We start from the raw sequence: 26,623 nt of genomic DNA, 5'->3' as shown, positions 1-26,623 counted from the left end.
AACCTTATACAATTTTCAGAAATTATATTATAAAATATATGTATGACTTAAGGAGGCCCTATATGAATCAAAATAAAAAAGCTATATTAGATCTTGTCTTTTATCTCGTAATCCCATTCCTCATTTGGAAATTTGCAAAACCTTATATCGATCCTTATTACGCGATGTTACTTTCCTCTGTTCCGGGGATTATTTATACACTGTATACCTTTAAAAAAGAAAAACAGTTTAACGTAACAGGGTTCTTTATTTTAATTACACTCATTTCTAATACAACGGTAGACCTATTATCCGGATCAGCTGAACGCATGTTATGGAACGATGCGTATTATCACATCGTACTAGGTATTATCGTTATATGTACCATTTTTATAAAAAAACCACTTATGTTATATTTCGCAGCAGATATTGCAGCACTACAAGGCCATGACCGTGATAAAAGTCGTGAACTGTATCGTGATAGTCGTATCTATCCAGCACTACAATATTTAACGCTATTTTTCGGGCTACAATTTATATTAAAAAGCTTCTTAAAAATTTATTTCATCTCTGTTTTCGGTGTAGATGGCTATGGTGAAATGAGAGCGATTATGACCGCTGTTGGATGGGGCATTTCTATTTGTATCGGAATTGGATTTGTTTGGGTAAACAACAAAATACATGCCGTTACAGAAGAAAAAGAATCCGTACAGTAAATAAAAATCCCCCTAGTAGCATCATACTACTAGGGGGATTTTTATTTTGCTACACATATTAAGAAATCGTTAACTTGATTTTTTTCTTTTATCTTTTACGTTTCGATAAAACAAAGCAGCACTTAGCGGCATAACACCAAACCACTTATTCATAAATGGCTCTTTTTCAGCACGGCGTTGTTCTTTCTTTTGTTTACGATCTTCTTTTGGAGCATCCATATACGACACAAACTGTTGTGTCACAAAGCGAACATAATCATTAGTAGACATATTATCATCACCTCTACTTGATTAGTATGTCCACTTTTTTATTGATTAATCTTTTCTTTAAATTCCTTCATAATTTGCTTTACAGACTTATTCGTCGTATCGATATGAATATGAGCCTCTTCATAATAAGCTCGGCGCGATTCAAATTTTGCCACAAATGCCTCTATATCTTTCTTCTGAAATAGTGGCCGTGTCGTATCTTCACGAAGTCTTTCTGCAATTACATGTGGATCACAATATAAATACACGACGGTTCCATTTTCCTTCATCCACTTTCGGTTTTCCTCTCGTTCAATGATTCCGCCACCAGTTGTAATAATTACATTACAACTCGGTAGTGAACGTAACATTTCACTTTCATATTCCCGAAAAGCCATTTCGCCTTCTTCAGCAAAAATATCACGAACTGCCTTCTCTTGCTTCTCTTCAATTTTTTGGTCTGTATCGACAACATCCATATGAAGTTCTTTACTTAACGCTTTTCCAATTGTTGTTTTCCCAGCTCCCATATAACCGGTTATGTATATAGATTTCATGTTCGTTCCTCTCAATCATCCGTTATTATTTGTTATTATAACGAATGATTACATTATTTAATAAAAAAACGTTTTGTTCTTCTTATAAAATGAAGAACAAAACGTTTCATACACGCTTTTACTTATAAGCACCTCTTCTTACCCACTGCGTTGCAATCCATTTCTCACCTTTCGTTACAGGTGCCCCTCCGTGTAACGTAAGCTCATTTAATGATTGGTCTTGATAAAAATACTCAAAGTATACTGCCATTCCCTTTCTAGGGTGCACAGAAAGATTTAATTTAGGAAAGAACGTTTCTCCACCTTCTTCTACATCATTTAAGTACATGACAAGCGTACTAATACGATTATTAGCAGCTGATCTACTATGTTCTGCAAAATAATCATAATGCGCTTTATATTGTTGATCCACTTCATAATTTAAAATGTGTAATCCTTCTCCATGCGATGCAGGAACATTCATGATAGATGAAATTCGTTTTTCAATCTTCGTAGTCAGTTCATTATCGTCTAAAAATGCACCCTTACTCGTTCGAATATCATTTACATCACGTGATGAACCAACTTTGGAACGTGCTAACTTACTTTTAGACAATTCAATTAATTCACCACATTCTTCATCGCTTAATACATTTCCTAACACGACAATAAGAGGTTCTTCGAATTTTGAAATAATGTGTATTTCCCTATCTTCTGTCATAATTGCATTTCCTTTATGATCAAAAATAGTTTGTTCCTTATTTTCACCTATTTGATTGTTATTTGTCATTTCCCTATTCTCCCTAAAAAAATATGTTTGGATAGCTTGAATATATCATATTCTTTCTACCTTTCTCTTTTTTGAGAAAATTTAAACTTTCAATTGTTTTATTTATCCATTCCCTATAAAAAACAGCCTGTTTTAAAATGAGAAATTATGGTTTTTGTTCACACATTCAACATACTATCCTTCTATCCAATCGAATATTTTTTCATCCTTTTTTCTATACCGAAAGCTCACCTTATAGAAAACTTCCTGCTTTATTTTGCACTGCAACGAAACGAGAATATCATCTTTTTCAAAGACGTAATTTCCACTTGCTTCGCCCTTTTCATATTGAAAGAAAAATGTATCTTCCTTTTCTTTTTGCTGTAAATCCTGTTTTATATTTGTAATCGATCGATTTAGTAGTTCTTCCATTACAAACTTTTGCTCTATTTCAATATAAAATTTTTTATCTATAAGTAACATATTCGTTTCGTATACAAAGAACGAAGTTAATAATACAAGAAAAATGATTGTTCCTGGCATCGTAAATCCATCTTGTTTTCTCATATATTTATTTCCATTTCGCTATACCTTACAGCTACACCTTCATATATTTTCCCGCTCATATCTTTCACATTTATTAAAAGCAAATGAGGTGTTACTTCATACGAAACCATTCCAACATTTTGTAATATAACTTCTCTTCCTCGCATATTTACTTTTCTTATCAGATGATTATTCAATTTTTCATACGTCACTTCATCTCCAGTGCGAAGACGGAAGCGCAAAAGATTATCTTTATTTTCAGGGACTATTTTTTCTACAAAAGATACTTCACGAAACTCTAACTGTACTTGTCCTAAAAACACATCCCATTCCCAATTATTTAATCCTTTTGATTGGTTGTTTTCTATTCCAATAAAATTTAAACGTGGCAAGAGTAAAAAGAACAGTGATAACAGAAAAAAACATACGATCATTTCTATTAATGTAAACCCAACTTCTAATTTATTTTCTCTCCTGCATAAAAGCATTGCTCCATCATTCTTCCTTTCACATCTTTCCACATAGCACAAACTTCATTTCCTCCCCAATATGTGTAATATACATTTCCATTTACGACTTTTTCTTGCTGTTGTTTCGCACCATTCTCATACATATATAAAGCTGCTTCTCTTTTTAATAATACAAATGCTTTATAACGAATTTGTATGTTTTTTCGTTCTTGCATAATCAATATTGTTTGCGGAAGTAGTAAAGACACTGCCATCATTACTATACTTAACGCTACAAGCATCTCAGCCATCACTGACCCTTTTTGACATTTCACGATACGTAAATCTCCCTCTTCCAAGCTGAAATACAATTTCATATTTATAACTTCGATACGAAAGTAAAATAGTACCACCTCTATTAATATTTCCACTCGGATTATATGTCATCGGATTTGGAAAAGTATTCAAATCAATTTGTATATCGCTATCATATTCTCTTTTAATAATAGTAAGATTCGTACTTAGCTCCCCTATATAATACGCATGTCTATCTTTATGCCATCGTAATGTATAGTGTTTTTGACGATTTATCGCTAATTGTTGCATATACAAAATATCATTTGAAAACTGTCTTAAAAATTGTTCGACTTTTTGTTTTTCATGTAATGAATGTACGTTAAAATACGTGACCATACTTAGTACAGAAATTGCAAATAGAACGAGTAGCATTTCTAAAAGAGTAAATCCTTTTTGTTTCACAGTTTCCCAGTTGTTACTGTGCCATCATTTGAAATATGAATGGATTCACCATTCGGACACTTATCAGCTATAATATATTTTTCATCCCTTAGCTCTTTTAGCGAGGGGATTTTATTATGTTGTAGTTGGTATACTTGTATTTGAGCTTCTATAGATTTCACATAGGCTTTACATCCTGTTCCTTCGACGGATGAACGCTGTGTGATTACATTCGGAATAATTAATAGTAATAATACAGTGATGACGACCATAACTAATAACATTTCTAAAAGGGTAAATCCTTCCTCATTCTGCATGTAAACACCTCCTAAATAGAATTCATCATTTGAAACATTGGCATAATCATCGCTAAATACATAAGAACGATCATTCCTCCAATACACGTAAATAAAATGGGTTGAATGATCACTAACATACGTTTAACTTTTTGCTCCATCTTTTCCATAATAAGATCGCTATAGTCACCTAATTCAATGGCCAAATTACCGTTTGCTTGTCCATGCGTAATAATATAAGAAAGTTCTTCCTCATAATATCCGCTTTTAGCAATAATAGATTGCAACGGTTCTCCCGCAATTAATTGGCGTTCAATTCGGCCCGCTTCATACTGAAAGAACGGATGATATTTTTGCTCCATCATTATTGTTAGAGCCTCCAGTACTGATAGTCCGCCGTGTAATAAACCGCTTAATTGAGTGGCGAAATAATGTGAATGCTTTAAAATAAGAAATGTTTTTACGAGGGGGATACGAAGTTTAATTTTTACCTGCTTCATATGCGGAAGTTTCCGAAAGTAAAATATATATACGCTACAACCAATCATAGCGATAAAAATAGCGCTAAAAATAAAATAGGGTAGTAGCTTAATTGCACTTAATATTTTTTCTGTAAATAACGATGCTGTAGAACCGAACGAACTATATACCATATCAACCTGCGGTAATAAAATACGGTTAAAAATCAAAATCATGATTATTAAAAAGAACGCCAAAAACATAGGATACTGCATTATTTTCATCATATCTTTCCTATACTTATCCTTTTTATAAAGAAGTGCGCTCCCTTGTTGCAATGCAAAAGAAATATCACCATGTTGCTCAGCATAAAATAAATAACTTAACATCTCCTGATGAAACTTTAATTGATGAAAAGAATCGTGTAGACTTTTTCCATCTTTTAATCCATCAATCATGCGCTGCAATTGTACTTTCTTTTCTAAAGGTAATTGAAACCGTAAAAATTCTAATGCCTGCAAAAGGGAGTATCCTTTTTCTAATAGTTCTCCTAATCGTTTCAGCAATACTACTTGATCACTTAAACTCCATATTTGCTTAAACATACACATCCTCTTCTAAAAATCCTAAAGCGTATCCTTTTCGTATCGAAGATTCTAATGTTTCGTGCTTGTATGTGACACATTCCCCGTTTGCTTCTTTAATCGCTTGTTTTAACTCATATCCATATAACAACTCATAAATACTCGCTTGTCTGACTTGCCTCATTGATTTACATAAAGTTGAGCACTTTCTTTTGCAAAACGGGCACTTCAATTCGACAAGTCGCTGTGCAGCTATAGCCAATAAAGATTGTTCAATTTCTTGCCTCGTTATACCAAAATCCATGAACCTGAGTATCGCCCCTTTCGCATCATTCGTATGCAGTGTCGTCATTACTAAATGTCCAGTCAAACTTGCTCTTATAGCAATTTTCGCTGTTTCTTCATCACGAATTTCACCGACTAAAATAATATCCGGATCATGACGTAAAATAGCCTTCAATCCCGCCTCATATGTGATACCTGCTTTTTCATTTATTTGAATTTGTAATACATCGTCATTTCTTTTTTCAACTGGATCTTCCAGCGTAACGATACGACGTGTTTTCTTTTTTCTAATGACCTCTAATAATGCATACATTGTTGTTGTCTTTCCAGAACCAGTTGGTCCAGTAAATACGAGTAACCCATGTGAATAGTGTAAAAAAGAGAGTAGTTTCTTCGCTGTACTTGGAAATAACGAAAGATGAGATAACGGCTGAATAGATGCTTGTAAATGAAGACGAATAACGAGACTTTCTTGATATACAGTTGGTAGCGTGGAAAGGCGTAAATATACTTCTTGCCCATCCATTTGTAAATACAGTGAACCATTTTGTGGCTTCCGCCTCTCCCCTATATCCATGGATGCTAAAAATTTAAAGTGTGAAACAAGTTTTTCTCCAAATTCCTTTTCGATACAATGTTTCATCATTAAATCTTTTCCTATACGTAGTTGAACCACTACATCCTTCTTCCGGGGCACAACATGTAAGTCCGACGCTTGTACCCTACACGCCTCTTTCAAAATCATATTCGCAAAACTTTCAATTCCATTCATCATTTTCCCCTCCCTACTATGTATATAGCATGAAAAAATTCATAAGAAAAATCGGTATTTTTGTATTTTCACTATAGAAAAAGGAAAAATATGTTTGTGAAATTATGAACAATTTCCGAATTATTGTCTGAAATTACCTATATGAAAGTTTATCTGTATTATAATGTTATTATCTTGGATAAAGTGATAAAGGTGGAGATCCTCATGGAACAAGCTTTAAAAATTACTGGTGTATTATCTGACCCAACTCGTTATTACATTTATAAATATATTTCTCAAAAACATAGTTACGTAACTGTACAAGAAATTGCAGATGAGTTTGACATTCATCCAAACGTAGCGCGTTTACATTTATCTAAATTAGAAGATGTTCATATGCTGAAATCGGAAACGAAGAAAACTGGAAAAGGCGGACGACCAAGCAGATTATATGTATTATCTGAAGATGTGATTCAATTACAATTTCCATTCCGTGATTATCAATTGTTAGCAAGAATCGCATTTAATTCTTTACTTAGCCTTGGCGCTGCTGGTGAAAAAGCGCTATACGAAACTGGAAAACAGTTCGGAGCCGAATTAATGCAACAACATATGCTGCGTTTAAATGTGAGTGAAGATGCTTTAACAGTGGAACAAAAAGTCCAAATTGCAAAAGAAGCTTTCTCAACAGCTGGCTTATCACCTGCATTTGAATTAAGTGCAGATGGAACGAAAATTTTCTATGATGTACACAATTGTCCATTTAAAGAAGTTGCTGTTCATCACCCAACTGAAATTTGTAATATGCACGGAGATATGATGAAAGGGATTTTTGAAATCCTATTCCCTAACACGGAATTAACACGAAATGATAGTCTACTAGATGGATGTAAATCTTGTAATTATAAACTAACAATTTAATTTCTCATATAAAAAGAAGCCATTTATAATGGCTTCTTTTTATATGAACGAATATTTACAATAGTAAGAAAAATAAACTATAATGAGGTGAGGTTTACTTTTTTTAGAAAAGGAGGGAGATGGCATGGAGCGCATGTTTCGCGTTCTCGGCTTTTGGACTGGAATTTTCTCGGTTATGTTTTACGTAGGGGATATGCATTCGACCGCACTACTATTTTTAGGACAAACAGGATTCTTCGTACTTTTAAGCTATTTAAATTTAACAGAGCGTATGTATATATACGTATTTGGGGCATATTTAACTGTTTTCTTCATAGGATTTACATACTACACGACGTTTTTACTTGTCCCTGGGGCTGGACATTAAAAGATGGCATTTTGCCATCTTTTTTTAATTCCGCAATTTCCTAGTTGACTTATAGGTTTTATTACCTTATATTCTATATAACAGATTGGAATTAGGGGGAATCAACATGAATACACTGCTTGTCGGAATTAACGTTGCGGTCATGCTCATCTTAGTTGGCGTATTATATTATATGCAACGTAAGCATGTATCTTTTAATAAACGTGTATTTACTGCTTTAGGAGTCGGAATTATATTCGGTCTTATATTACAATTTATTTATGAACCAACTTCTAAAGTAATTATTGAATCAAATACTTGGTTTGGCTTAATCGGTAACGGTTATGTGAAATTACTTCAAATGATTGTTATGCCACTTATTTTAGTATCTATTATTTCAGCATTTACAAAATTACAGTTAACGAAAAACCTTGGTAAAATTAGTGGTCTTATTATCGGAATTTTAATTCTTACTACAGGAATCGCTGCAGCTGTCGGTATCGCTGCAAGTGCAGGATTTGATGTATCAGCAACAGGCTTACAACAAGGTGATGCAGAATCTGCTCGTCTGAAGCTAGTTGAAGAAAGATTTACTTCTATTGAAAAAACAACAATTCCAGATAAATTATTAGAACTATTGCCTACAAATCCGTTTCTTGATTTAACAGGCGCTCGTCCAACATCAACAATTTCTGTTGTAATATTTGCAGCCTTTATCGGTATCGCCTTTATAGGTGTAAAGCGAAAATATCCAGAACAAGCAGAACTATTTAAGAAAATGCTTGATGCTGTATATGCAATCGTAATGCGTATGGTAACATTAATTTTACGTCTTACTCCATACGGCGTATTAGCTCTTATGGCAAAAACAGTTGCTGGTAGCGACATAAATGCTATTTTAAAACTTGGTAACTTCGTGTTAGCGTCTTACGTAGCACTTATCGTAATGTTCGTTATCCACTTATTATTAATTGCTCTATCTGGTTTAAATCCAATTCAATATTTAAAAAAGGTGTTCCCTGTATTAACATTTGCATTCACATCTCGCTCTAGTGCTGGTGCAATGCCATTAAATATTGAAGCGCAAAAAGAAAAGCTTGGTATTTCTGAAGGAATTGCCAACTTCGCAGCATCATTTGGAGTATCTATCGGACAAAACGGTTGCGCAGGTATTTATCCAGCAATGCTTGCAATGATGGTCGCTCCAACTGTAGGAATCGATCCATTACAACCACAATTTATTTTAACTTTAATCGCTGTCGTTGCTATTAGCTCATTCGGTGTTGCCGGTGTTGGTGGCGGTGCAACATTTGCAGCGTTAATCGTACTATCTACAATGAACTTACCAATCGGTATTGTCGCTCTTGTTATCTCAGTTGAACCATTAATCGATATGGGTCGTACAGCTCTTAACGTAAGTGGTTCTATGACAGCAGGTCTTATTTCTAGTAAATGGCTTGGTGAATTAGATCAAGATACGTACAATCAAGATGATACAAAAACTGGTGAAATTGCTTCATAATGAAAAGGACGCTAACAAAAACTGTTAGCGTCCTTTTTTAGTTCTTTTCATCTTCCTCTTTGTCTTTTATACATAAGGCATCACATATTGTTTCACATACTATGTAAAATCTCGTTCTTTATACTTCATTTCCGTCTCCTTACACATAGAAAAAGAGAATACAATTACATATTCTCTTTTCTCAAATATATTTCATTATCTTACAGCCCGTCCTTTCACAAATAACCATTTTGTTCGCACCATTTATGAAATTGTCCTACGTCTACTCCAACTAACACGATATCCTTTAGGTCTACATCAATGATTTGTTCTCCAATTACAATAGCAAACTGTGATTCTAATTTTGTTTCGTTTTTCTTTACAATTCCAATTCGGTTCCGATGCGGTCCATCTTTTATATATGCTTTTTGTCCTACAATATCAAAGTTCAAGATTTTCACCTCTTTTACTGCGCTCAAATTGGAAATACGATCTCCACCTCGGAAAATTTCCTTTCATTGCACTATTTCTCTATATATATGACGAAACAATAAAAGAGTCCTTCCTTCTTTACAATTATTTTTTCTTTGTTTCATTTTTGTGATCGAAACGTAAAGTTTATAATAAAACACACTTGGAAGCGCTTTCTATGTAATTTTTTATGTTATACTATATAAGTAGAACTTCGTAAAGAGGGTTAAAAAATGAATACAAAAATGATAAAAAAAGTAATTGAAGCATTAAAAGTATATGGCTTTCAAAATGTATCATTCTGTGACAAATCGAAGCAATTTTTATTTCATAACGAAATGGATATTATGAGCGGCTATGCAGAAATAACATATAGTAGTCAATTTGAAAAATTCAACGTACAAATTCATCCGATTGAAACACATCACCAAGCAGAGTTGCAAGAGGTTGAAAGACATATACAGGCCTGTATAAGAAAAGTGGAATATTTAAACGCACTTCTTAGCGGACAGACAAAACTAGATGACAAAATTATTATAATGTAAAAAAAGAACGTGAAGATATCACGTTCTTTTTTTACATTATACGTTCATCTTTTCCTTTAGTTGTAATCCTGTAATGGATTGTAATACATCCATTGCTTCTCCAAATGTCATATCAAAAATTGTTTTATCTTCTATGTATGGAAACTGTCTAAAACGCTTTTCTAACATTTTCACGGCGTCCGACGTAAAGTTTGCACTATCAATTCCAAATTCTGTTTCAAGAAGAACGATCCAATCTAACACGTGAAAACCTAATCCATTTACGAATGAAATAAGTTTTTCTTCTGGCTGTGAAGATAAGAATACGCATCGTTCCATCTCACTAAAAAGTTCTTCTCCTAAAATATCAGCTAATTCCTCATCATGTTCACGGTCAATAATTTCTTCATAACCATAATCATCAACAAGCTCCTCAACTTCTTCACTATCCTCACAAAGCAATTGACTAAGAAGTACATCTTTCTTAAATTCACTTTTTTGTACGACTTCTAAAAAGCTCGTTTCCCATCCATTTTCTAATTTCATATTATATACTCCTTTATATAGGTTTCTTATCATCACTGTACCCAAAAGATCACTTTTATAACCTTTTAGACAGTTACTATTATTTCACGTGATCCATAACATAAGATGCAAATTCAGTTGCATCTCCTTCAAAAATATTTATTTCTGGCAAATGATAGAACGTTGTTTGAAGCAGGTTTCTTTCATGGTATACATATATCTTTTTCTCTAGCGCAATCGCCATTCCAAACTCTGTATGGCTCCCGTTTCCGCCATCTAATATAAGTAAAAAGACATCCGATTTTTTTATAGCATTCTTTTCTGCCTGACCAATTTCTCTTAATTGATCTTGATTCACTGCTCTTTCGTTTCTTGTCCAATCATATGTATGGTGCCATCCTGCATAGTTCAGTTCATTTGCTATAGAACGTACAAGATGTTTATTTTGGAATCCTGAGGCGACATAAAAATTCATTTATATACACTCCTTCATTATGTACGGGAAACTCCTTTTAGCGTTACTTGCTATACACATAATAAAAGAACGACTTCAAAAAAAAATCCCCATCTTTAAAACTTATTTGCGTTTAAATGATGGGATTCTTCATGCTCTTCTTTTATTTTTTTCTTTTTATAACTTTCATCAGCTAACATTTCTAGTTCAGCTGTTATTTCTGATTTTTCAAGCTCTCTTTCTTGCGAAAATTTCCTTGAAATATAAACAATAACACTACCAACGTACAACACAAAGCATATAATAAGTGCAGTATTTTCATAGAGACTTAGCTCCAACACAGTCACTCCTAATCCATTCGTATTTTCACGCTTCATCAATTGGAATTTCCCTACTAATCCATTTGTTATTGTAACATAAAAACACGGTTTCTTGGAATCTTTCATCCTATTAAAAGAGGCATGATTGTTTCATCATGCCTCTGAAATATGTTGAATGATTGTTTGAATTGCTTCTTTTCCATTATATTTTTTTAGAGCTGTTTTATACATCTCATTATTTTGATTTAATTCTTCGACATGCTTTATAAGAGATTTCACATTCACATCTTCTTCATACAATACGGAAGCATATCCTTGTCTTTCAAAAGACTCTGCATTTAGTATTTGATCTCCACGACTTGCAAATTTCGATAGCGGAATTAAAACCATCGGCTTTTGCAATGTTAAAAACTCAAAAATGGCATTAGAGCCCGCACGTGAAATAACAAAGTCTGTTATCGCTAATATGTCTGGCAGCTCTCCATGTATATATTCAAATTGTCTATATCCTTCTTTATTTTGTAAACTTCCATCAAGATTACCTTTTCCGCAAAGATGAACAATTTGATATTTTTTCAGAAGTTCTGGTAACGCCTCTCGAACCGTTTCATTAATTTTCTTTGCGCCCAAACTTCCTCCCATGATTGTAATAACTGGCTTTTTACGTGAAAAACCTAAAAATGCTAAACCTTTTTCACGATTTCCCTTTAGCACTTCTTCACGTACAGGAGCTCCTGTATAGATTACTTTTTCTTTCGGTAAATGTTTCGCAGCTTCTTCAAATGTAACAAATATTTTCGCAGCAAAACGGAGCGCAATTTTGTTTGCTAGTCCTGGCGTCATATCAGATTCATGTAATAAAACAGGTACTCTATTTAGCCATCCTCCAATTACGACTGGTACAGATACGAAACCACCTTTTGAAAAAATCACATCCGGTTTTAGTTTTCGAATCCTTACATACGCATCCATAACACCCTTCATTACAAGAAAAGGATCTTTTATATTTTTCAAATCAAAATAACGACGTAGCTTGCCGCTTGCAATACTATAGTACGGAATGCCTTCCTTTTCTATAATCGTTTTCTCAATTCCTTGATGTGAACCGATATAAGAGATATCCCAATTCTGTTCTTGTAAATGTGGAATGATGGCTAAATTAGGTGTTACATGCCCTGCCGAACCGCCACCTGTAAAGACTATTTTCTTCATACGTCTCCCCCTTCTACACTATAATACACTAAAATATCTTGCCTCAGGGTGAGAAAATACCATAGCCGTCACAGATGCTTCTGGCTCCATCATAAATCCTTCCGTTAATGAAATACCTATTTCTTCTGGATGAATAAGGCGAAATAACTTTTCTTGATCCGCAAGTTCTGGACATGCTGGATAACCGAAGGACACGCGTATCCCTCTATATTTCGTACGGAAACGTTCTTCCATCGTCAGTTCTGGTGAATCTGGAATACCCCAGCGATCACGAATGAGCATATGTGTTTTTTCAGCAAGTCCTTCTGCTAGTTCAAGCGCTAACGATTGAATGGCATGACTGCGTAAATAATCACCCTTCGCCTTCCACTCTTCAGCAATATCCCGAACGCCTTCCCCAACCGTAACAGATAGAAAAGCAACATAGTCCATCTCATCTCCAACTGAGCGTAAATAATCACCTAACGTACGATATGGTGCTTTTCCTTGTCTAGGGAATGTGAAACGCTCTATAACACGCGTATGATCTTCTGGATCATATATTACAATATTTTGTCCGTCGCTTTGCGCTGGGAAAAATTGATACACTGCTTTCGGTTTTAACCAAGATTGCCCTTCCTGTAATAATTCGTCTATTAAATCATTTAATTCGTGTGCTCTTTTATCTCCCTCTCGCAGAAGCTTCTTCACACTTCCTTTTAATCCAAGGTGATGTCCAAGTAACATCTGTCTATTTAAAAATGGAGCGAGATGAAGGGCTGGAATATCACGTAATACAATTCGCTTTGTTGAATCAGGCACTATAACCTCTGCCTTCGGTAATGGCTCAATTACTGCTGGAATCTCTACTTTCTTCTCCTCTTTTTCTACGATATGAAGATGACGCTCTTTTTTATCTTGTTTCATCTTCTCACGCTCTTCTTCCTTTTGAAGCTTATTAATAATATCAAGACCAGTCATCGCATCACTCGCATAGCATACGAGCCCTTTATATGATGGTGAAATACGATTATCTGTAAACTTTCTTGTTAACGCTGCCCCGCCTACAACGATTGGAACATCAATATTTGCTGCTTTTAAATCTTCAGCAGTCGTTACCATTTGTTGCGCTGATTTTACTAATAAACCAGAAAGACCAATAATATCAGGCTTCTTTTCTTGTACTTCTTGTACAATTCGATCCGAGCGAACATTGATTCCTAAATTAATAATCTCATATCCGTTATTCGATAAAATAATTTCAACGAGATTTTTCCCAATATCATGTACGTCACCTTTAACAGTTGCTAATAATACTTTCCCTTTTTTCGCACTATCGCTAGATTCCATATGTGGCTCTAAATAGCTTACGGCAGCTTTCATACTTTCAGCACTTTGCAATACTTCAGCAACGATAAGCTCATTATTATTAAATAATCGTCCCACCTCATCCATTCCTGTCATAAGTGGGCCATTAATAATATCCAAAGGCTTTCTTCCTTCTGTAAGTGCAAGACTTAAATCTTCTTGTAACCCTTGCTTCGTACCTTCTACAATGTAATTTGCTAGTCGCTCATCAAGAGTTAATGTTTCTTGGATAACGACATCTTTCTTTTTTGCCACGCGATAGAAGTTTGTAAATTTTTCTAACGTCTCTTGCGTCGTTTCAAAAAGCAATGCATCTGCAAGACGTTTTTCTTCCTCAGGAATTGACGCATACCGCTCTAATTTTTCCGTATTCACAATCGCATAATCTAACCCTGCTTTCGTTGCATGATATAAAAAGACGGAATTTAATACTTCGCGTCCAGCTGGTGGTAAACCAAATGATATATTACTTACACCTAAAATCGTTAAACACTCTGGTAACGCTTCTTTAATAAGGCGAATTCCTTCTATCGTCGCTGTCGCCGAGCCAATATATTCTTCATCACCTGTACCTACAGGAAATACAAGTGCATCAAAAATAATATCTGACGGGCGTATACCATATTTCGTCGTCAATAACTCATAACTTCTTTTCGCAATTTCAAGTTTTCGTTCTGCACTAACCGCCATACCATCTTCATCAATTGTTCCTACAACAATAGCAGCACCATATTTCCGAAGAAGCGGCGTCACTTTTTTAAATCGTTCTTCTCCATCTTCTAAATTAATTGAATTAATAACAGCTTTTCCTTGAATATAAGTAAGAGCTCGCTCCATCACATTTTCATCTGTTGAGTCGATCATAATCGGTACTTTTAACACTTTCGTAACTTCTGCCAAGAAGTTTTCCATATCTTCTATTTCATCGCGATCAGGATCTGCCATACAAATATCAATAATATGAGCATTTTTCTTCACTTGCGCTCTTGCGACTTCAGCAGCCTCTTCAAATTTCCCTTCTGCTACTAATCGTTTAAATTTACGTGATCCAATAACATTTGTTCTTTCACCAACAAATAACGGTCTCATAGAATCATCATATTGAAGTGCCTCTAATCCACTAACCCCATGCCCAGCTCTCTCTTGCTGTTCACGCGGCTTAAGAGACGCTAACGCAGATTTCATTGCTTTTACATGTTCTGGTGTTGTGCCACAACAACCACCGATAATATTAACCCATCCTTCTTCAGCAAATCGCTTCACTTTTTCAGCGAGAGAAGATGGAGATTCATGATAATGTCCATCTTCATCAGGAAGACCTGCATTTGGGTAACAAGAAATGTAACACTCCGACAAATCAGACAGGGAACGAATATGGTCTCTCATAAACTCCGGACCAGTCGCACAGTTTAATCCAACAGACAATGGCTTCATATGTTCTACCGATAAGTAAAAAGCCTCAATTGTTTGCCCAGCCAGAGTCGTTCCCATCGGTTCAATCGTTCCCGAAATCATGATGGGTACAATTTTATTTAGCTCGTCGAAAGCTGCTTGAATTCCAATATAAGCAGCCTTCACGTTACGCATATCTTGACTCGTCTCAACGAGTAATACATCTACGCCACCATTTAATAATCCTCTTGCCTGCCGTGTATAGGCTTCAATTAATTCTTCAAACGTCACACCACCAGTAACACTAATCGCTTTCGTTGTCGGTCCCATTGCTCCCGCAACATATACTTCCTTCCCACTTTCGTTGACCGCTTGCTTCGCTAAACGTGCCGCCTTCTCATTTAATTCCTCATCTAAATGCGACAACTCATAATCACTTAATACAATATTTGTCGCCCCAAATGTATTTGTTTCAATAATATCCGCTCCAGCTTCAATATAAGCTTTATGAATCTTTAAAATGACATCAGGCCTTGTTTCTACTAAATATTCATTACAACCTTCGTACTCTTCTCCTCCAAAATCTTCCGCAGTTAAGTCCTCTTGCTGGATCATTGTTCCCATTGCACCATCTAATATTAAGATGTTATTTTGTAATTTTTCTTCTATACATTTCATCAGTTAATACCTTCTTTCACTTCTTGCTTTTCTCTCACATATTTAACAAGATGTTCTGTAATTTCATATTTTAGAAATGGTGTAATAAGATAAATGCCGTTAAAATATTTCATCGCTGCATCGATCAATTCTTGTGAAATGCGAATCCCTTCCTCAATTGCTGCCTCTTTCGTTTCATGTCCATCCATTCTCTCCCTTATTTCTTCAGGTAGCGTAATTCCTGGCACCTCAAAATGAAGAAAATCTGCATTCCGTTTACTTATTAGTGGCATAATCCCAATAAAAATAGGTTGTTCCAAATGCTTTGTCGCTTCATACACTTCTTCAATTAGCGCGATATCGTAAATTGGCTGTGTTAAGAAATATTCCGCTCCAGCATCTATTTTCCGTTCCATTCGCTTAACCGCTGCTTTTAAATGTCTTACATGCGGATTAAACGCACCTCCCACCGAAAACCTTGTTGCTGGCCCTATTGATTTCCCTAAAATGGAGCGCCCATCGTTCATTTCTTTGATCATTTTAATGAGCTCAATAGAGGACAAATCATATACAGAAGTGGCACCTGGAAAATCACCAACGCGTGCTGGATCTCCAGTTAAAGCTAGCACTTCTTCCATGCCTAACGCTGATAAGCCTAGTAAATGAGATTGTAGTCCGATGACGTTATGGTCTCTACACGTTAAATGCGTCAATACTGGAATATCATGCTTCGTTAATAATGCCCCCATTGCCATATTCGAGACGCGAGGCGATGCTAATGAATTATCTGCTAGAGTAATAGCATCTGCTCCAGCTCTTTTCAATGCTCTTGCGCCTTCAAAAAATCGCTGCGTATCTAATGTTTTCGGTGGATCTAATTCCACTACTACTGTCGTTTGTTTTTTTGCTTTCTCTGCTAATGTGACATGGGCTTTCGAACGTTTCTCGTGTGTATGAACTACTTTCGGTCTTTGAATCGTATCCTTTTCTATTACAGGCGTAACATTTAGAGTAGCACGTTTCATACTTTCAATATGTTCTGGAGTCGTGCCACAACAACCACCTAATAACCGAATACCTTGCTCAATAAATTTCGGTGTCATCGCTTCGAAATAAGCTGGACTTCCCTCATATACGTAACGTCCCTCCACATAATTGGGGAGACCTGCATTCGGATATGCTGACAAGTAGCCATTTTGCGGAATCGATATCATTTTAAAAGCTTCCGTCATATGAAGCGGTCCTAGTTGGCAGTTCAATCCAACAACATTTGCACCGTAATCTAGAAGTTGTTTTAATATTTCATTTACATCATTTCCATTTTGAGTTGTGCCTGCCTCATGCAATGCTAATTGAGCTACAATTGGAATATTCGTTTGTTTTCGTAGCACCTGAACAGCATGAAGTAATTCAAACTCATCATAGAAAGTCTCTAATAGCAGTCCATCAACCTGTTCTTCTAGTAATGCACTTGCCTGCTCCAGTAACATAAATTCTCGCTCCATATCAGTTGTCGTAACAGCTCCGATATGTTTCATACCGCCAATTGTTCCTAAAATTGCATTTCTATCTGTAACAGATGCTTTCGCCAATTTTACTGCCGCTCTATTAATTTCAGTAACTTGATTTTCTAAACCATACATACGCAATTTTGCTTCATTTGCTCCGTACGTATTTGTTTGAATTACATCTGCCCCAGCAGCTACATATTGCTTATGAATCGATATAATTAAATCTGGATCAGATATGTTCAATTCTTCAAAACTACTTTGCAAACCATGTGAATGTAATAACGTTCCAACCGCACCATCACCTATTACAATTCCTTTTGATAATAAATCTAGTAATTTCACAAATCTCCCTCATTTCTATCAATATAAAAACCCCCTCTTCACTTTGAAGAGGGGGACATAATCGTTCCTCCTCTTATTATGCAAAACAATCGTTTTGCAGGTATTAGCACCGTTTCAAACATTTCGTTTGAAGGTTGCCGGGTTTCACAGGGCCTTTCCCTCCACCGCTCTCAATAAGAGTTTGTCTTTATTATTTTATTTATGTAGCTAAAAGGAAATGCGTTCCCCTTTTAACAATGTTTGTTAATTTTTTTAATAAATTTAGCATGCACAAATACAAAAGTCAATGACACTTGCGGAAAAATAAAAATTATTTAAAATAAAGTTGCAATTCAATTATCTTTTGTTGTAAAGTTAAAAACATAATAAAATTTCATACGAACATTCTTATCTAGAGAGGTAGAGGGACTGGCCCTATGACGCCTCAGCAACCATTAACATTTGTTAATAAGGTGCTAATTCCAGCAAATTGTGAAAGATTTGACAGATGAGAAGAAGACTCTATTCAAACCGAAAGCCTTCTTCTTAGAAGGCTTTTTTTATTTTACATTCACTTAATTGTTAACTTTAAAAGGAGGAATTTTTACATGTCAACTATTGAAACAAAACTAGCACAAATCGGAAACCGGAGCGAAACTACAACAGGAACTGTTAATCCGCCTGTTTATTTCTCAACTGCTTATCGTCACGAGGGAATTGGTAAATCTACTGGTTTTGACTATTCACGAACTGGAAATCCAACTCGCGGTCTTTTAGAACAGGCAATCGCAGACTTAGAATACGGCGAACAAGGTTATGCCTGTAGCTCCGGAATGGCAGCTGTTCTCCTCGTCCTTTCGCTATTCCGTTCTGGAGACGAACTTATTGTGTCTGAAGATTTATACGGCGGCACTTATCGATTATTTTCTGAGCACGAAAAAAAGTGGAACGTTCGATGTAGATACGTAAATACACAATCTATTCAACAAATTGAGAAAGCTATCACAGCTGAAACGAAAGCTATTTTCATAGAAACTCCGACTAATCCATTAATGCAAGTTACTGATATTGCCGCTGTCGCAACTGTAGCGAAAAGACACGGACTACTCCTTATTGTAGACAACACATTCTACACGCCTTATATACAGCAGCCATTAACAGAAGGTGCTGACATTGTACTTCATAGCGCAACGAAATATTTAGGTGGGCATAACGATGTACTAAGCGGACTTGTCGTTGCAAAAGGAAAGGAACTTTGTGAGGAAATCGCTCATTACCATAATGCCTCTGGTGCAGTCTTAAGCCCATTTGACTCATGGCTATTAATTCGTGGTATGAAAACGTTAGCGCTTCGTATGAGACAACATGAAGAAAATGCAAAAGCAGTTGTCGCTTATTTAAATGATGAAGACGGGGTGACAGATGTATTTTATCCTGGAAAAGGCGGTATGATCTCATTTCGCCTGAAAGATGAAACGTGGATCAATCCATTCTTACAATCTTTATCCTTAATTACATTCGCTGAAAGTCTTGGTGGTGTTGAAAGTTTAATGACCTATCCAGCAACGCAAACACACGCTGATATTCCAGAAGAAATCAGAACAGCAAACGGTGTATGCAATCGTCTTCTTCGATTTTCCGTGGGCATTGAAAATAGTAACGATTTAATTCAAGACTTAAAGCAAGCCATTACACTTGTAAAAGAAGGTGTAAGAATATGAGTTATTCTATAGATACACTCTTACTGCACAACCAATATAAACATGACTCACAAACAGGAGCTGTTAACGTTCCCATCTATAACACATCAACATTCCACCAGTTTGATGTAGATACGTTCGGGAAATATGACTATAGCCGCTCTGGTAATCCAACACGTGAAGCTCTTGAAGATATCATTGCATTATTAGAAGGCGGAACAAAAGGATTTGCCTTCGCATCGGGAATTGCAGCGATTTCTACTGCATTCCTCCTTCTTTCACAAGGTGATCACGTACTCATTTCAGAAGACGTATACGGAGGCACTTATCGAATTATAACTGAAGTTCTCTCCCGTTACGGTGTTTCACATACATTTGTTGATATGACCAATTTAGAAGAAATAAAGCAAAACATTAAGCCAAACACAAAACTCTTTTATGTGGAAACACCTTCTAATCCACTTTTAAAAGTGACAGATATTCGTGCTGTTTCTCAACTTGCAAAATCTATTAATGCCCTTACTTTTGTTGATAATACATTTTTGACACCATTATTCCAGAAGCCACTTGATCTTGGTGCCGACGTCGTTCTTCATAGTGCCACAAAATTCATTGCCGGTCATAGTGATGTTACTGCCGGATTAGCTGTTGTCAAAGATGCCGAACTCGCTCAAAAACTTGGATTTTTACAAAATGCATTCGGCGCTATTTTAGGTCCTCAAGATTGTTCTCTCGTGCTTCGCGGCCTAAAAACATTGCATGTACGTCTTGAGCACTCGGCTGCTAACGCCAATAAAATTGCACACTATTTACAAGAGCACGCTAAAATCCAAAATGTTTATTATCCTGGCTTACAAGCACATCTTGGATTTGATATTCAACAATCTCAAGCTACATCAGCCGGAGCTGTCCTATCTTTCACTTTACAATCAGAAGACGCACTCCGCCAATTTCTATCAAAAGTAAAATTACCTGTCTTTGCAGTTAGTTTAGGAGCTGTCGAATCGATCCTTTCCTACCCAGCTAAAATGTCACATGCAGCACTATCGCAAGAAGCTCGTGATGAAAGAGGGATTTCTAATTCATTACTTCGGTTATCCGTCGGCCTTGAAAATGTGGACGATTTAATATCCGATTTTGAAAATGCCCTTTCTTATGTAGAAGAACCTGTAAATGCATAGAGAGAAAAGAAGATATGAAATTAAGTTATCATATCTTCTTTTTATGCTGTTGCGTATATTTTACTTTTCATATAGTTCATAAAAAAACGAAAGAGCACCCTCTATTTCCAAGTAATGAATTAATTGATATATTAAGAAGTAAAAAAAGGGGCAAAAACAATGGATACTTGCGCAGATGTTTTAATCGTTATCGATCTACAAAACGGAGTATGTTATAGCGAAGAACATTTATTTGATTTACAAAACTTACTTACAAAAGTAAATAACAGAATTTCTTCATACAGAAAATCAAATAAACCAATTCTTTTCGTTCAACATTGTGATGATAATTTAGTACCCGAAAAAGAACTTTGGGCTATTCATGCTGATCTAGATGTTCAAGAACAAGATTTTTTTGTAAGAAAGACACATGCCAATTCATTTTATAAAACAAACTTAAAAGAGATTTTAGATCAATTATCTGTACATCGTATTGAATTTTGTGGTGCCCAAACAGAGTACTGTATGGATGCTACGATTAAATTCGCTCATGGACTAGGATACGAAAACTTCATGGTACAGAAAGCAACCTCTACATTAAATAATCCATTTATGTCCGCAAAAGAGACAATTGATTTTTATGAAAATATATGGAATCACAGATTTTTAAAATTGATACAAGGTGAACGCTAGAATATATAACTAATGTCTTGGTAATTCTAAGATTTATCAGCTATATTCAAACATTTCGTTTTCACCATCAAGAAGCTGACTACATTCAGCTTCTTTTAACCTGTTTTATATTCTATATATAACATTATAATTCCTTTGTCATATTATTTTAAAAATTTCGTATATTCATTTGAAAGAATAAGAAATTCATGATAAAATTGTGTTACAAATATATCTATATCTTTCAATTTTTAAAACGCATCGAAATTTTCACCCAAAAATGTCATTTTACAAAACCGTGCAAATTTATCTACTTTATTTACATCAGGGTCTCTTTTCTTACAATTTCTTTACTTTAGGACTTTTTTTCTGCAACAACTGTTTTCTTTTCTTTAATTTTTTGGTATGTATAGTATGGTATAACAGCTCACACGGAGGTGGAAAAGAACATGTTAGAAACCTTTCAAAAAGAAATAGAACTATATGAAAGCAATGCAGAATTATTGAAAGTACTTGCTCATCCTGTTCGCTTATGTATTGTAAAAGGATTAATTGAACGTGGTCCAAGCAACGTTTCTACAATGTACACTGGCTTAAACATGCCACAATCTACAATTTCACAGCATTTAGCAAAGTTAAAAAGTGCTAAAATCGTTTCAAGTGAAAGAAAAGGATTGGAAATTTATTACAAAGTAGAAAACGAGACAATTATTCAACTCGTTCGCGTATTATTGGGTTAGGGACTCATAAACAGAGAAAAAGGACGTATTCTATATTTTTTATCTCATATCTTTAATATAAATATATATCATGAGAGGAAATATATGATGCTACATAAGTCGTATTAAAAAACAAGACACAGAAATATGCTGTGTCTTGTTTTTTTATATTTTCAAATACCGCTCCAAGTGTAACCGTTGCATATGTTTCGTATGTATCACAACATCAAATGCACTCCCTAATCCTCCGCTCAAAATCATAGAACGAACTGCACGATTTTGTTTTTGAGTTTCAGAAAAAGGATTTCTATCTTGGTGACCCGTAAGCTGATCTAGTATTCCTGCTGCTAACAAGAATTCAGACTGCTTCTTATGCCATACTGTATCCATCCCTTGCAAGCTAAACATCTCTTTCAGTTCATCCCAATGAATATGAGCAGTAAGATCCATTTCACCTGGATGCGCTAAAGGATTACGGATTAACTTATGCTCGTAATACCCTCGTAAGCTTCCTTCTTGATGTGCAGGATGCATCCATTCTTCTTTTGTATATCCATAATCAACTGTAATACATATACCTTTTTGAAACCATTTCGCAATGTCTTTTATATATTCTTCCATCACAATTGGCACTTCAAAACGCTGACCTTCTGCAAGATGAATATTATATTTCAATAAGTATCGACCGATGCTTTTATGTAACGGCCTCCATACTTCTGCAAGTTTCCCTTCCTCTGTGTACGTAACACGTACCTCATACAACATTCCGTTTCTCTTCTCAATTACTTCAACAGGAAATGCATCAAATAGCTCATTCGAAAAAAGAATCCCATCGAACGATTCCCCCATTTCACTATACGACGTATAATACGAAACATTTGAAAACGAACAAAGATTTTTCTGCTGTAAGCTTCTATGAAATGGACTCATTTCAATCATTGAATAGTTTAAATCAATAAAGGTTTCTGGAGAGACTTGCTTCCATTCTTGTAAAACATCATAGGCAAACCTTCCTGTTCCCCCACCAATCTCACAAATATTCGGAGCAACTTCACCACTTTCAACAAGACGAATAAAAAACTTAGCAAAGGTTTTTGCAAAAACAGAGGATACATTGCTACTTGTAAAAAAATCCCCTTGTCTTCCAATTTTTTCACGTTCTTTCATATAATAGCCATGCCCCTCTGTATACAATACAAGGTTCATATACGTACTATACGAAATTGAATAATCCTTCTCTTTCCCCATCCATTCTTTTAAAATGAGCTCCATCCCCATAATGACTCCTTACTGTAAAAATGGATTATTTTCTTTTTCAAAACCAATGCTTGTTTCTGGACCATGTCCACATAGCACCGCTGTTTCATCTGGTAATACAAATAATTTTTCTTCAATACTTCCAATCAATTCAGCAAAACTTCCACCAGGTAAATCTGTTCTTCCGATGCTCATTTGGAACAATACATCTCCAGAAAATACAGCATTCGCCTCTTTACAATAATAAGAAATACTGCCCGGAGAATGTCCTGGCGTCTCAAAAATCTCAAAATTAAATGAACCAATTGCTAATGCACCTTCTGCATCAATAATATGATCTGCTGGTTTTGCTGTAATGCTGCGATTCATCATAAAAATTTGAGAGCCATTTACAGTTGCATCGCCTAACCAATCTGCTTCTTCTTTATGTACGTACACAGGAATATGAAAAGCGTCTCTTACCGCATCAACAGCGCCAATATGATCGAAGTGAGCATGTGTTAATAAAACAGCCAGTGGCTTTAATTGTTCTTCTTGTAAATATGTAACGAGCTTCTCTCCTTCGTGACCTGGATCAAAGATAATACACTCATTTTGATCATTCGTTAAAATATAAGCATTCGTTTGTAATGGGCCTAACGGCATTTGTATCCATTTCATATGAAAATCTCCTCCAATTATTAAACTTACTTTCAATGATACAACATTTTTTTCTCTTAGGAAAAGAAAGGATGCTATCTCGACAATCATTTTTAAAACATGTACAATATAAAAGAGTAAATATTCCAAAAACTCATATTGAGGAATGGGTAGACAGAGGAGGATATTGTATGGGCCTTGTTATTATTTTTGCGCTAGTCACTCTGTTAGCTGTATTTGCTACGCTTAGAACACTTCGTGAAAAGAACTTTTTCGCAGGCGGCTTTGCAATTGCAACTGTACTCGTTTTCGGATGGTTTACGATCATGACTGTTCTATATAACGGGTACCCACCAGCAGCTTAATTCATTAACATGTTATTTTTCATCAAGATTTCACACAAAAAGAGGAAGGGTTTCCCCTTCCTCTTTTTATATTTCACAACTTATACCATCTTCGCTTCGTATTTGTGCTTTTTTACAAGCCAAGCTCCTCCGATAACACCTGCATCATTACCAAGTATTGCAATCGCTAACTTCGTGCTCTTTACAGCACGTGAAAAAGCATATTGCTCGAAATAACGTTGAATTGGCTCTAATAGTGCATCTCCAGCTTTAGACACACCGCCGCCAATAACAATTTTTTCTGGGTTCAACGTACTAGCAAGGTTCGCTACAGCTAATCCTAAATAAGAAGCTACTTTTTCTACTACTTCGCCTGCAAGCTCGTCACCTTGTCCAAGTGCTTCAAACACATCTTTTGATGTAATACGCCCTTCTTCTGCTAACATAGAACGTAGCATACTCTCTTTATCAGTCTCTTGTATTTTTTGCATAGCAACACGCACAATACCTGTTGCAGATGCTACTGTTTCTAGGCAACCAGACTTCCCACAATTACATGGGAAAGCATTCTCTGTAACGACTGTAATATGTCCAATCTCACCAGCAGCACCACTTACGCCGTGTACAATTTCACCATTGGCAATTACACCGCCGCCAACACCAGTGCCAAGTGTCATACAGATTAAATCTTTTGCTCCTTCACCAGCACCTTTCCACATTTCACCAAGCGCTGCTAAGTTTGCATCATTATCAATAACAACAGGTAATCCTGTTTCTACTTCTAATAAATCTCTTAACGGATAGTTTTTCCATCCTAAGTTAACCGCTTCGTAAATCATTCCAGATGCCACGTGTACAGGACCAGGAGCTCCCATACCAATACCGATTAACTTGCTTTTCAATTCGCCTAACTCTTCTAACTTTTTATCAATAGCTTTCGCTACATCAAGCGTAATATGTTTTCCTTGCTCATTTGTATTCGTAGGGATTTCCCACTTATGTAAAATTTCACCGTACACATTAATAAATGCTAATTTAATCGTTGTACCACCAAGGTCAACACCAACTAACCATTTCTCTTCCATGTTGCTTACCTACCTTTATCTAATTCTTATTTAGCTCTTTTTGAATTTCTTGCTTCAATAAAAATAAAGCTGTTTGATAGTCTTGTGGATCGATTAGCTGTGATTGATTTAATTCACGCAATTCATCTTGCATTAATTGTAAATCTGCAATTCGATCACCCGTATAAATAATCGTACCAAATTTCTTTAGCAATTGCTGAATATCATAAATAGATACCATTTCATCACCCTCTATGCTCACTTACTATAAAAAATTATAATAAGAAAACGTTCACATATTTTATTATAATCAAGAAGAAAAAGTCTCGTCAATTTTTATTTGTCTATACAAGCCCATTTTTAACCATTGTTCCTTTTTCTGTAATAATTTTTTCTACATTTTTATCAAACGGCTCTACCGGAATATGTTCTACCATTTGAAAACTATAAGCTAATGATAGCGTTTTCCCTTTATAATGCACGAGATAACGATCATAATAGCCACCGCCATATCCAATCCGTTCTCCTCGCCCTGTATAAGCTACGCCTGGTACGATTTGAAGATCAATTTCATCTGCATCCACTTCTTCCGTAAGCGCTGGAATTGGTTCACGTAAATTCATATACACTGTTTCCAATTGATCAAAATTACTAATTTGTCGGAAGGACATTGTTCGTGTTCCTTTATTACACTTCGGGACAACAACTTTCTTTCCCTCTTCCCAAGCTTTTTCGATAATAGGATATGTATTCACTTCATTTTCCATTGAGAGAGTGATTCCGATTGTTTTAGCTTCAGCCCACTCTTTTTGCGCATACAACGAGAATGCAATTTGTTCTGATAAAGTTGTATACCGTTCTTCTGATAAAGAATTCATGTGCTCTATTATTTGTTTACGTAAACGTAGTTTCTCTTCTCTCACACATTTTCCCCCTCAAAGTGATACTTTTCTCTACGATGATAGTGTATCACTTTTAACAGAGGAATCGAATAAAAAAAAGAAACAGTAGGAAAATATTCCTACTGCTTACTTTGTTTCACGGTGTAACGTAGACTTCTTGTCACGCTTGCAATACTTTTTAAGCTCGATACGCTCAGCGTTGTTACGTTTGTTTTTCTTTGAGATATAGTTACGATCTCCGCATTCTGTACATGCTAGAGTAATATTCACACGCATTCTTATTTCCCTCCAGTACTAATAACTTAAA

General features: G+C 35.5%; 33 protein-coding genes and 2 riboswitches. Of the genes, 10 read left to right on the top strand and 23 right to left on the bottom strand.

The genetic code is table 11. From position 1 onward, the window contains the following. Positions 1-62 precede the first annotated feature (62 nt). Positions 63-695: a VC0807 family protein gene (locus AABL52_RS06270; protein WP_001073110.1), complete on the top strand. Its 633-nt coding sequence runs from the start codon at positions 63-65 to the stop codon at positions 693-695. Between the two features lie 69 nt (positions 696-764). Here the strand turns inward: AABL52_RS06270 and AABL52_RS06265 are convergent, their stop codons facing one another. The 10 genes from AABL52_RS06265 to comGA form a co-directional block, all read right to left on the bottom strand. Then, on the bottom strand, positions 765-965 hold the full coding sequence (locus AABL52_RS06265; RefSeq protein ID WP_000106080.1) for a YqzE family protein: 201 nt from the start codon (positions 963-965) through the stop codon (positions 765-767). A gap of 38 nt (positions 966-1,003) precedes the next feature. Continuing rightward, entirely contained in the window at positions 1,004-1,501 is a 498-nt protein-coding gene (locus tag AABL52_RS06260) for a shikimate kinase (RefSeq protein ID WP_000836636.1), read from the bottom strand. 118 nt (positions 1,502-1,619) lie between these two features. Next, on the bottom strand, positions 1,620-2,270 hold the full coding sequence (locus AABL52_RS06255; RefSeq protein ID WP_000183843.1) for a 2OG-Fe(II) oxygenase: 651 nt from the start codon (positions 2,268-2,270) through the stop codon (positions 1,620-1,622). Between the two features lie 174 nt (positions 2,271-2,444). Beyond that, positions 2,445-2,816: a competence type IV pilus minor pilin ComGG gene (comGG, locus tag AABL52_RS06250; protein WP_097843946.1), complete on the bottom strand. Its 372-nt coding sequence runs from the start codon at positions 2,814-2,816 to the stop codon at positions 2,445-2,447. Then, complete coding sequence (gene comGF, locus AABL52_RS06245) at positions 2,813-3,283, bottom strand: competence type IV pilus minor pilin ComGF (protein WP_098237867.1); 471 nt, start codon at positions 3,281-3,283, stop codon at positions 2,813-2,815. Before comGF ends, comGG begins: the two co-directional genes overlap by 4 nt. Then, on the bottom strand, positions 3,253-3,555 hold the full coding sequence (gene comGE / locus AABL52_RS06240) for a competence type IV pilus minor pilin ComGE (protein ID WP_000829515.1): 303 nt from the start codon (positions 3,553-3,555) through the stop codon (positions 3,253-3,255). The genes comGF and comGE overlap by 31 nt, the downstream gene beginning before the upstream one ends. Beyond that, positions 3,548-4,003: a comG operon protein ComGD gene (comGD, locus tag AABL52_RS06235; RefSeq protein ID WP_000810390.1), complete on the bottom strand. Its 456-nt coding sequence runs from the start codon at positions 4,001-4,003 to the stop codon at positions 3,548-3,550. Before comGD ends, comGE begins: the two co-directional genes overlap by 8 nt. Then, positions 4,000-4,299 carry a competence type IV pilus major pilin ComGC gene (gene comGC, locus AABL52_RS06230; RefSeq protein ID WP_341519066.1) on the bottom strand — a complete coding sequence of 100 codons (300 nt, stop codon included), beginning with the start codon at positions 4,297-4,299 and terminating at the stop codon, positions 4,000-4,002. The genes comGD and comGC overlap by 4 nt, the downstream gene beginning before the upstream one ends. A gap of 11 nt (positions 4,300-4,310) precedes the next feature. Then, positions 4,311-5,342 (bottom strand): competence type IV pilus assembly protein ComGB, encoded by a 1,032-nt coding sequence (gene comGB, locus AABL52_RS06225; RefSeq protein ID WP_000476187.1) that lies wholly within the window; start codon positions 5,340-5,342, stop codon positions 4,311-4,313. Then, entirely contained in the window at positions 5,335-6,378 is a 1,044-nt protein-coding gene (gene comGA, locus AABL52_RS06220; protein ID WP_341519697.1) for a competence protein ComGA, read from the bottom strand. The genes comGB and comGA overlap by 8 nt, the downstream gene beginning before the upstream one ends. 204 nt (positions 6,379-6,582) lie before the next feature. Between comGA and AABL52_RS06215 the strand changes: the two genes are divergently transcribed. The 3 genes from AABL52_RS06215 (at position 6,583) to AABL52_RS06205 (ending at position 9,146) form a co-directional block, all read left to right on the top strand. After that, positions 6,583-7,278, top strand: a complete 696-nt coding sequence (locus AABL52_RS06215) for a helix-turn-helix transcriptional regulator (RefSeq protein ID WP_097843949.1) — start codon at positions 6,583-6,585, stop codon at positions 7,276-7,278. Positions 7,279-7,402: 124 nt separating this feature from the next. Then, positions 7,403-7,645: a DUF2626 domain-containing protein gene (locus tag AABL52_RS06210; protein ID WP_000440714.1), complete on the top strand. Its 243-nt coding sequence runs from the start codon at positions 7,403-7,405 to the stop codon at positions 7,643-7,645. A gap of 106 nt (positions 7,646-7,751) precedes the next feature. Continuing rightward, complete coding sequence (locus AABL52_RS06205) at positions 7,752-9,146, top strand: L-cystine transporter (RefSeq protein WP_001094339.1); 1,395 nt, start codon at positions 7,752-7,754, stop codon at positions 9,144-9,146. Positions 9,147-9,361: 215 nt separating this feature from the next. On the opposite strand, the gene AABL52_RS06200 is transcribed toward AABL52_RS06205, so the two are convergent. Beyond that, a complete protein-coding gene (locus tag AABL52_RS06200) occupies positions 9,362-9,577 on the bottom strand; it encodes a DUF3912 family protein (protein WP_001008329.1) in 216 nt (71 codons plus the stop codon). A gap of 252 nt (positions 9,578-9,829) precedes the next feature. On the opposite strand from AABL52_RS06200, the gene AABL52_RS06195 reads away from it, so the two are divergent. Then, positions 9,830-10,141 carry a hypothetical protein gene (locus tag AABL52_RS06195; protein ID WP_341519065.1) on the top strand — a complete coding sequence of 104 codons (312 nt, stop codon included), beginning with the start codon at positions 9,830-9,832 and terminating at the stop codon, positions 10,139-10,141. Positions 10,142-10,177: 36 nt separating this feature from the next. On the opposite strand, the gene AABL52_RS06190 is transcribed toward AABL52_RS06195, so the two are convergent. The 6 genes from AABL52_RS06190 to AABL52_RS06165 all read right to left on the bottom strand — a co-directional run bounded on the left by AABL52_RS06190 (position 10,178) and on the right by AABL52_RS06165 (position 17,880). Next, on the bottom strand, positions 10,178-10,666 hold the full coding sequence (locus AABL52_RS06190; protein WP_341519064.1) for a hypothetical protein: 489 nt from the start codon (positions 10,664-10,666) through the stop codon (positions 10,178-10,180). 79 nt (positions 10,667-10,745) lie between these two features. Beyond that, positions 10,746-11,120: a nucleoside 2-deoxyribosyltransferase gene (locus AABL52_RS06185; protein WP_341519063.1), complete on the bottom strand. Its 375-nt coding sequence runs from the start codon at positions 11,118-11,120 to the stop codon at positions 10,746-10,748. Positions 11,121-11,215: 95 nt separating this feature from the next. Continuing rightward, the gene (locus AABL52_RS06180; RefSeq protein WP_000817963.1) at positions 11,216-11,476 is read right to left on the bottom strand and encodes a DUF3966 domain-containing protein; all 261 of its coding nucleotides are present in this window, start codon (positions 11,474-11,476) and stop codon (positions 11,216-11,218) included. Positions 11,477-11,572: 96 nt separating this feature from the next. Next, the gene (gene murG, locus AABL52_RS06175) at positions 11,573-12,631 is read right to left on the bottom strand and encodes an undecaprenyldiphospho-muramoylpentapeptide beta-N-acetylglucosaminyltransferase (protein WP_341519062.1); all 1,059 of its coding nucleotides are present in this window, start codon (positions 12,629-12,631) and stop codon (positions 11,573-11,575) included. 18 nt (positions 12,632-12,649) lie between these two features. After that, a complete protein-coding gene (gene metH / locus AABL52_RS06170; RefSeq protein WP_341519061.1) occupies positions 12,650-16,048 on the bottom strand; it encodes a methionine synthase in 3,399 nt (1,132 codons plus the stop codon). After that, the gene (locus tag AABL52_RS06165) at positions 16,048-17,880 is read right to left on the bottom strand and encodes a bifunctional homocysteine S-methyltransferase/methylenetetrahydrofolate reductase (RefSeq protein WP_097843953.1); all 1,833 of its coding nucleotides are present in this window, start codon (positions 17,878-17,880) and stop codon (positions 16,048-16,050) included. The genes metH and AABL52_RS06165 overlap by 1 nt, the downstream gene beginning before the upstream one ends. Positions 17,881-17,950: 70 nt before the next feature. Next, positions 17,951-18,060: riboswitch (SAM riboswitch) on the bottom strand. Between the two features lie 204 nt (positions 18,061-18,264). After that, positions 18,265-18,374: riboswitch (SAM riboswitch) on the top strand. A gap of 93 nt (positions 18,375-18,467) precedes the next feature. On the opposite strand from AABL52_RS06165, the gene metI reads away from it, so the two are divergent. The 4 genes from metI (at position 18,468) to AABL52_RS06145 (ending at position 22,131) form a co-directional block, all read left to right on the top strand. Next, the gene (gene metI / locus AABL52_RS06160) at positions 18,468-19,580 is read left to right on the top strand and encodes a cystathionine gamma-synthase/O-acetylhomoserine thiolyase (protein ID WP_341519060.1); all 1,113 of its coding nucleotides are present in this window, start codon (positions 18,468-18,470) and stop codon (positions 19,578-19,580) included. After that, positions 19,577-20,740, top strand: a complete 1,164-nt coding sequence (gene metC, locus AABL52_RS06155) for a cystathionine beta-lyase (protein ID WP_120450870.1) — start codon at positions 19,577-19,579, stop codon at positions 20,738-20,740. The genes metI and metC overlap by 4 nt, the downstream gene beginning before the upstream one ends. A gap of 159 nt (positions 20,741-20,899) precedes the next feature. Continuing rightward, entirely contained in the window at positions 20,900-21,412 is a 513-nt protein-coding gene (locus AABL52_RS06150; protein ID WP_000379165.1) for a cysteine hydrolase family protein, read from the top strand. Between the two features lie 428 nt (positions 21,413-21,840). Continuing rightward, positions 21,841-22,131, top strand: coding sequence for an ArsR/SmtB family transcription factor (locus AABL52_RS06145; protein ID WP_000894375.1), 291 nt, complete (start codon positions 21,841-21,843; stop codon positions 22,129-22,131). A gap of 144 nt (positions 22,132-22,275) precedes the next feature. Here the strand turns inward: AABL52_RS06145 and AABL52_RS06140 are convergent, their stop codons facing one another. Together AABL52_RS06140 and AABL52_RS06135 are read right to left on the bottom strand one after the other, a co-directional pair. Further along, entirely contained in the window at positions 22,276-23,388 is a 1,113-nt protein-coding gene (locus tag AABL52_RS06140; protein ID WP_341519059.1) for a class I SAM-dependent methyltransferase, read from the bottom strand. A 9-nt stretch (positions 23,389-23,397) separates the two neighbouring features. Further along, entirely contained in the window at positions 23,398-24,027 is a 630-nt protein-coding gene (locus AABL52_RS06135; RefSeq protein WP_000871244.1) for an MBL fold metallo-hydrolase, read from the bottom strand. 170 nt (positions 24,028-24,197) lie between these two features. Between AABL52_RS06135 and AABL52_RS06130 the strand changes: the two genes are divergently transcribed. Continuing rightward, entirely contained in the window at positions 24,198-24,371 is a 174-nt protein-coding gene (locus tag AABL52_RS06130; RefSeq protein WP_000524846.1) for a DUF2759 domain-containing protein, read from the top strand. 80 nt (positions 24,372-24,451) lie between these two features. On the opposite strand, the gene glcK is transcribed toward AABL52_RS06130, so the two are convergent. The 4 genes from glcK to rpmG form a co-directional block, all read right to left on the bottom strand. Beyond that, complete coding sequence (glcK, locus tag AABL52_RS06125; protein WP_073516517.1) at positions 24,452-25,435, bottom strand: glucokinase; 984 nt, start codon at positions 25,433-25,435, stop codon at positions 24,452-24,454. A gap of 19 nt (positions 25,436-25,454) precedes the next feature. Continuing rightward, entirely contained in the window at positions 25,455-25,655 is a 201-nt protein-coding gene (locus tag AABL52_RS06120; RefSeq protein ID WP_000253699.1) for a YqgQ family protein, read from the bottom strand. A 103-nt stretch (positions 25,656-25,758) separates the two neighbouring features. After that, a complete protein-coding gene (locus AABL52_RS06115) occupies positions 25,759-26,337 on the bottom strand; it encodes a 5-formyltetrahydrofolate cyclo-ligase (RefSeq protein ID WP_097843958.1) in 579 nt (192 codons plus the stop codon). A gap of 105 nt (positions 26,338-26,442) precedes the next feature. Beyond that, the gene (gene rpmG, locus AABL52_RS06110; protein ID WP_001265616.1) at positions 26,443-26,592 is read right to left on the bottom strand and encodes a 50S ribosomal protein L33; all 150 of its coding nucleotides are present in this window, start codon (positions 26,590-26,592) and stop codon (positions 26,443-26,445) included. Between the last annotated feature and the right edge of the window lie 31 nt (positions 26,593-26,623).

Source organism: Bacillus paramobilis, assembly GCF_038096195.1.
GTDB classification, from domain to species: Bacteria; Bacillota; Bacilli; order Bacillales; family Bacillaceae_G; genus Bacillus_A; species Bacillus_A mobilis.
Note: the sequence above shows the minus strand (reverse complement) of the source record. Positions and strands in the feature narration are given on the sequence as shown.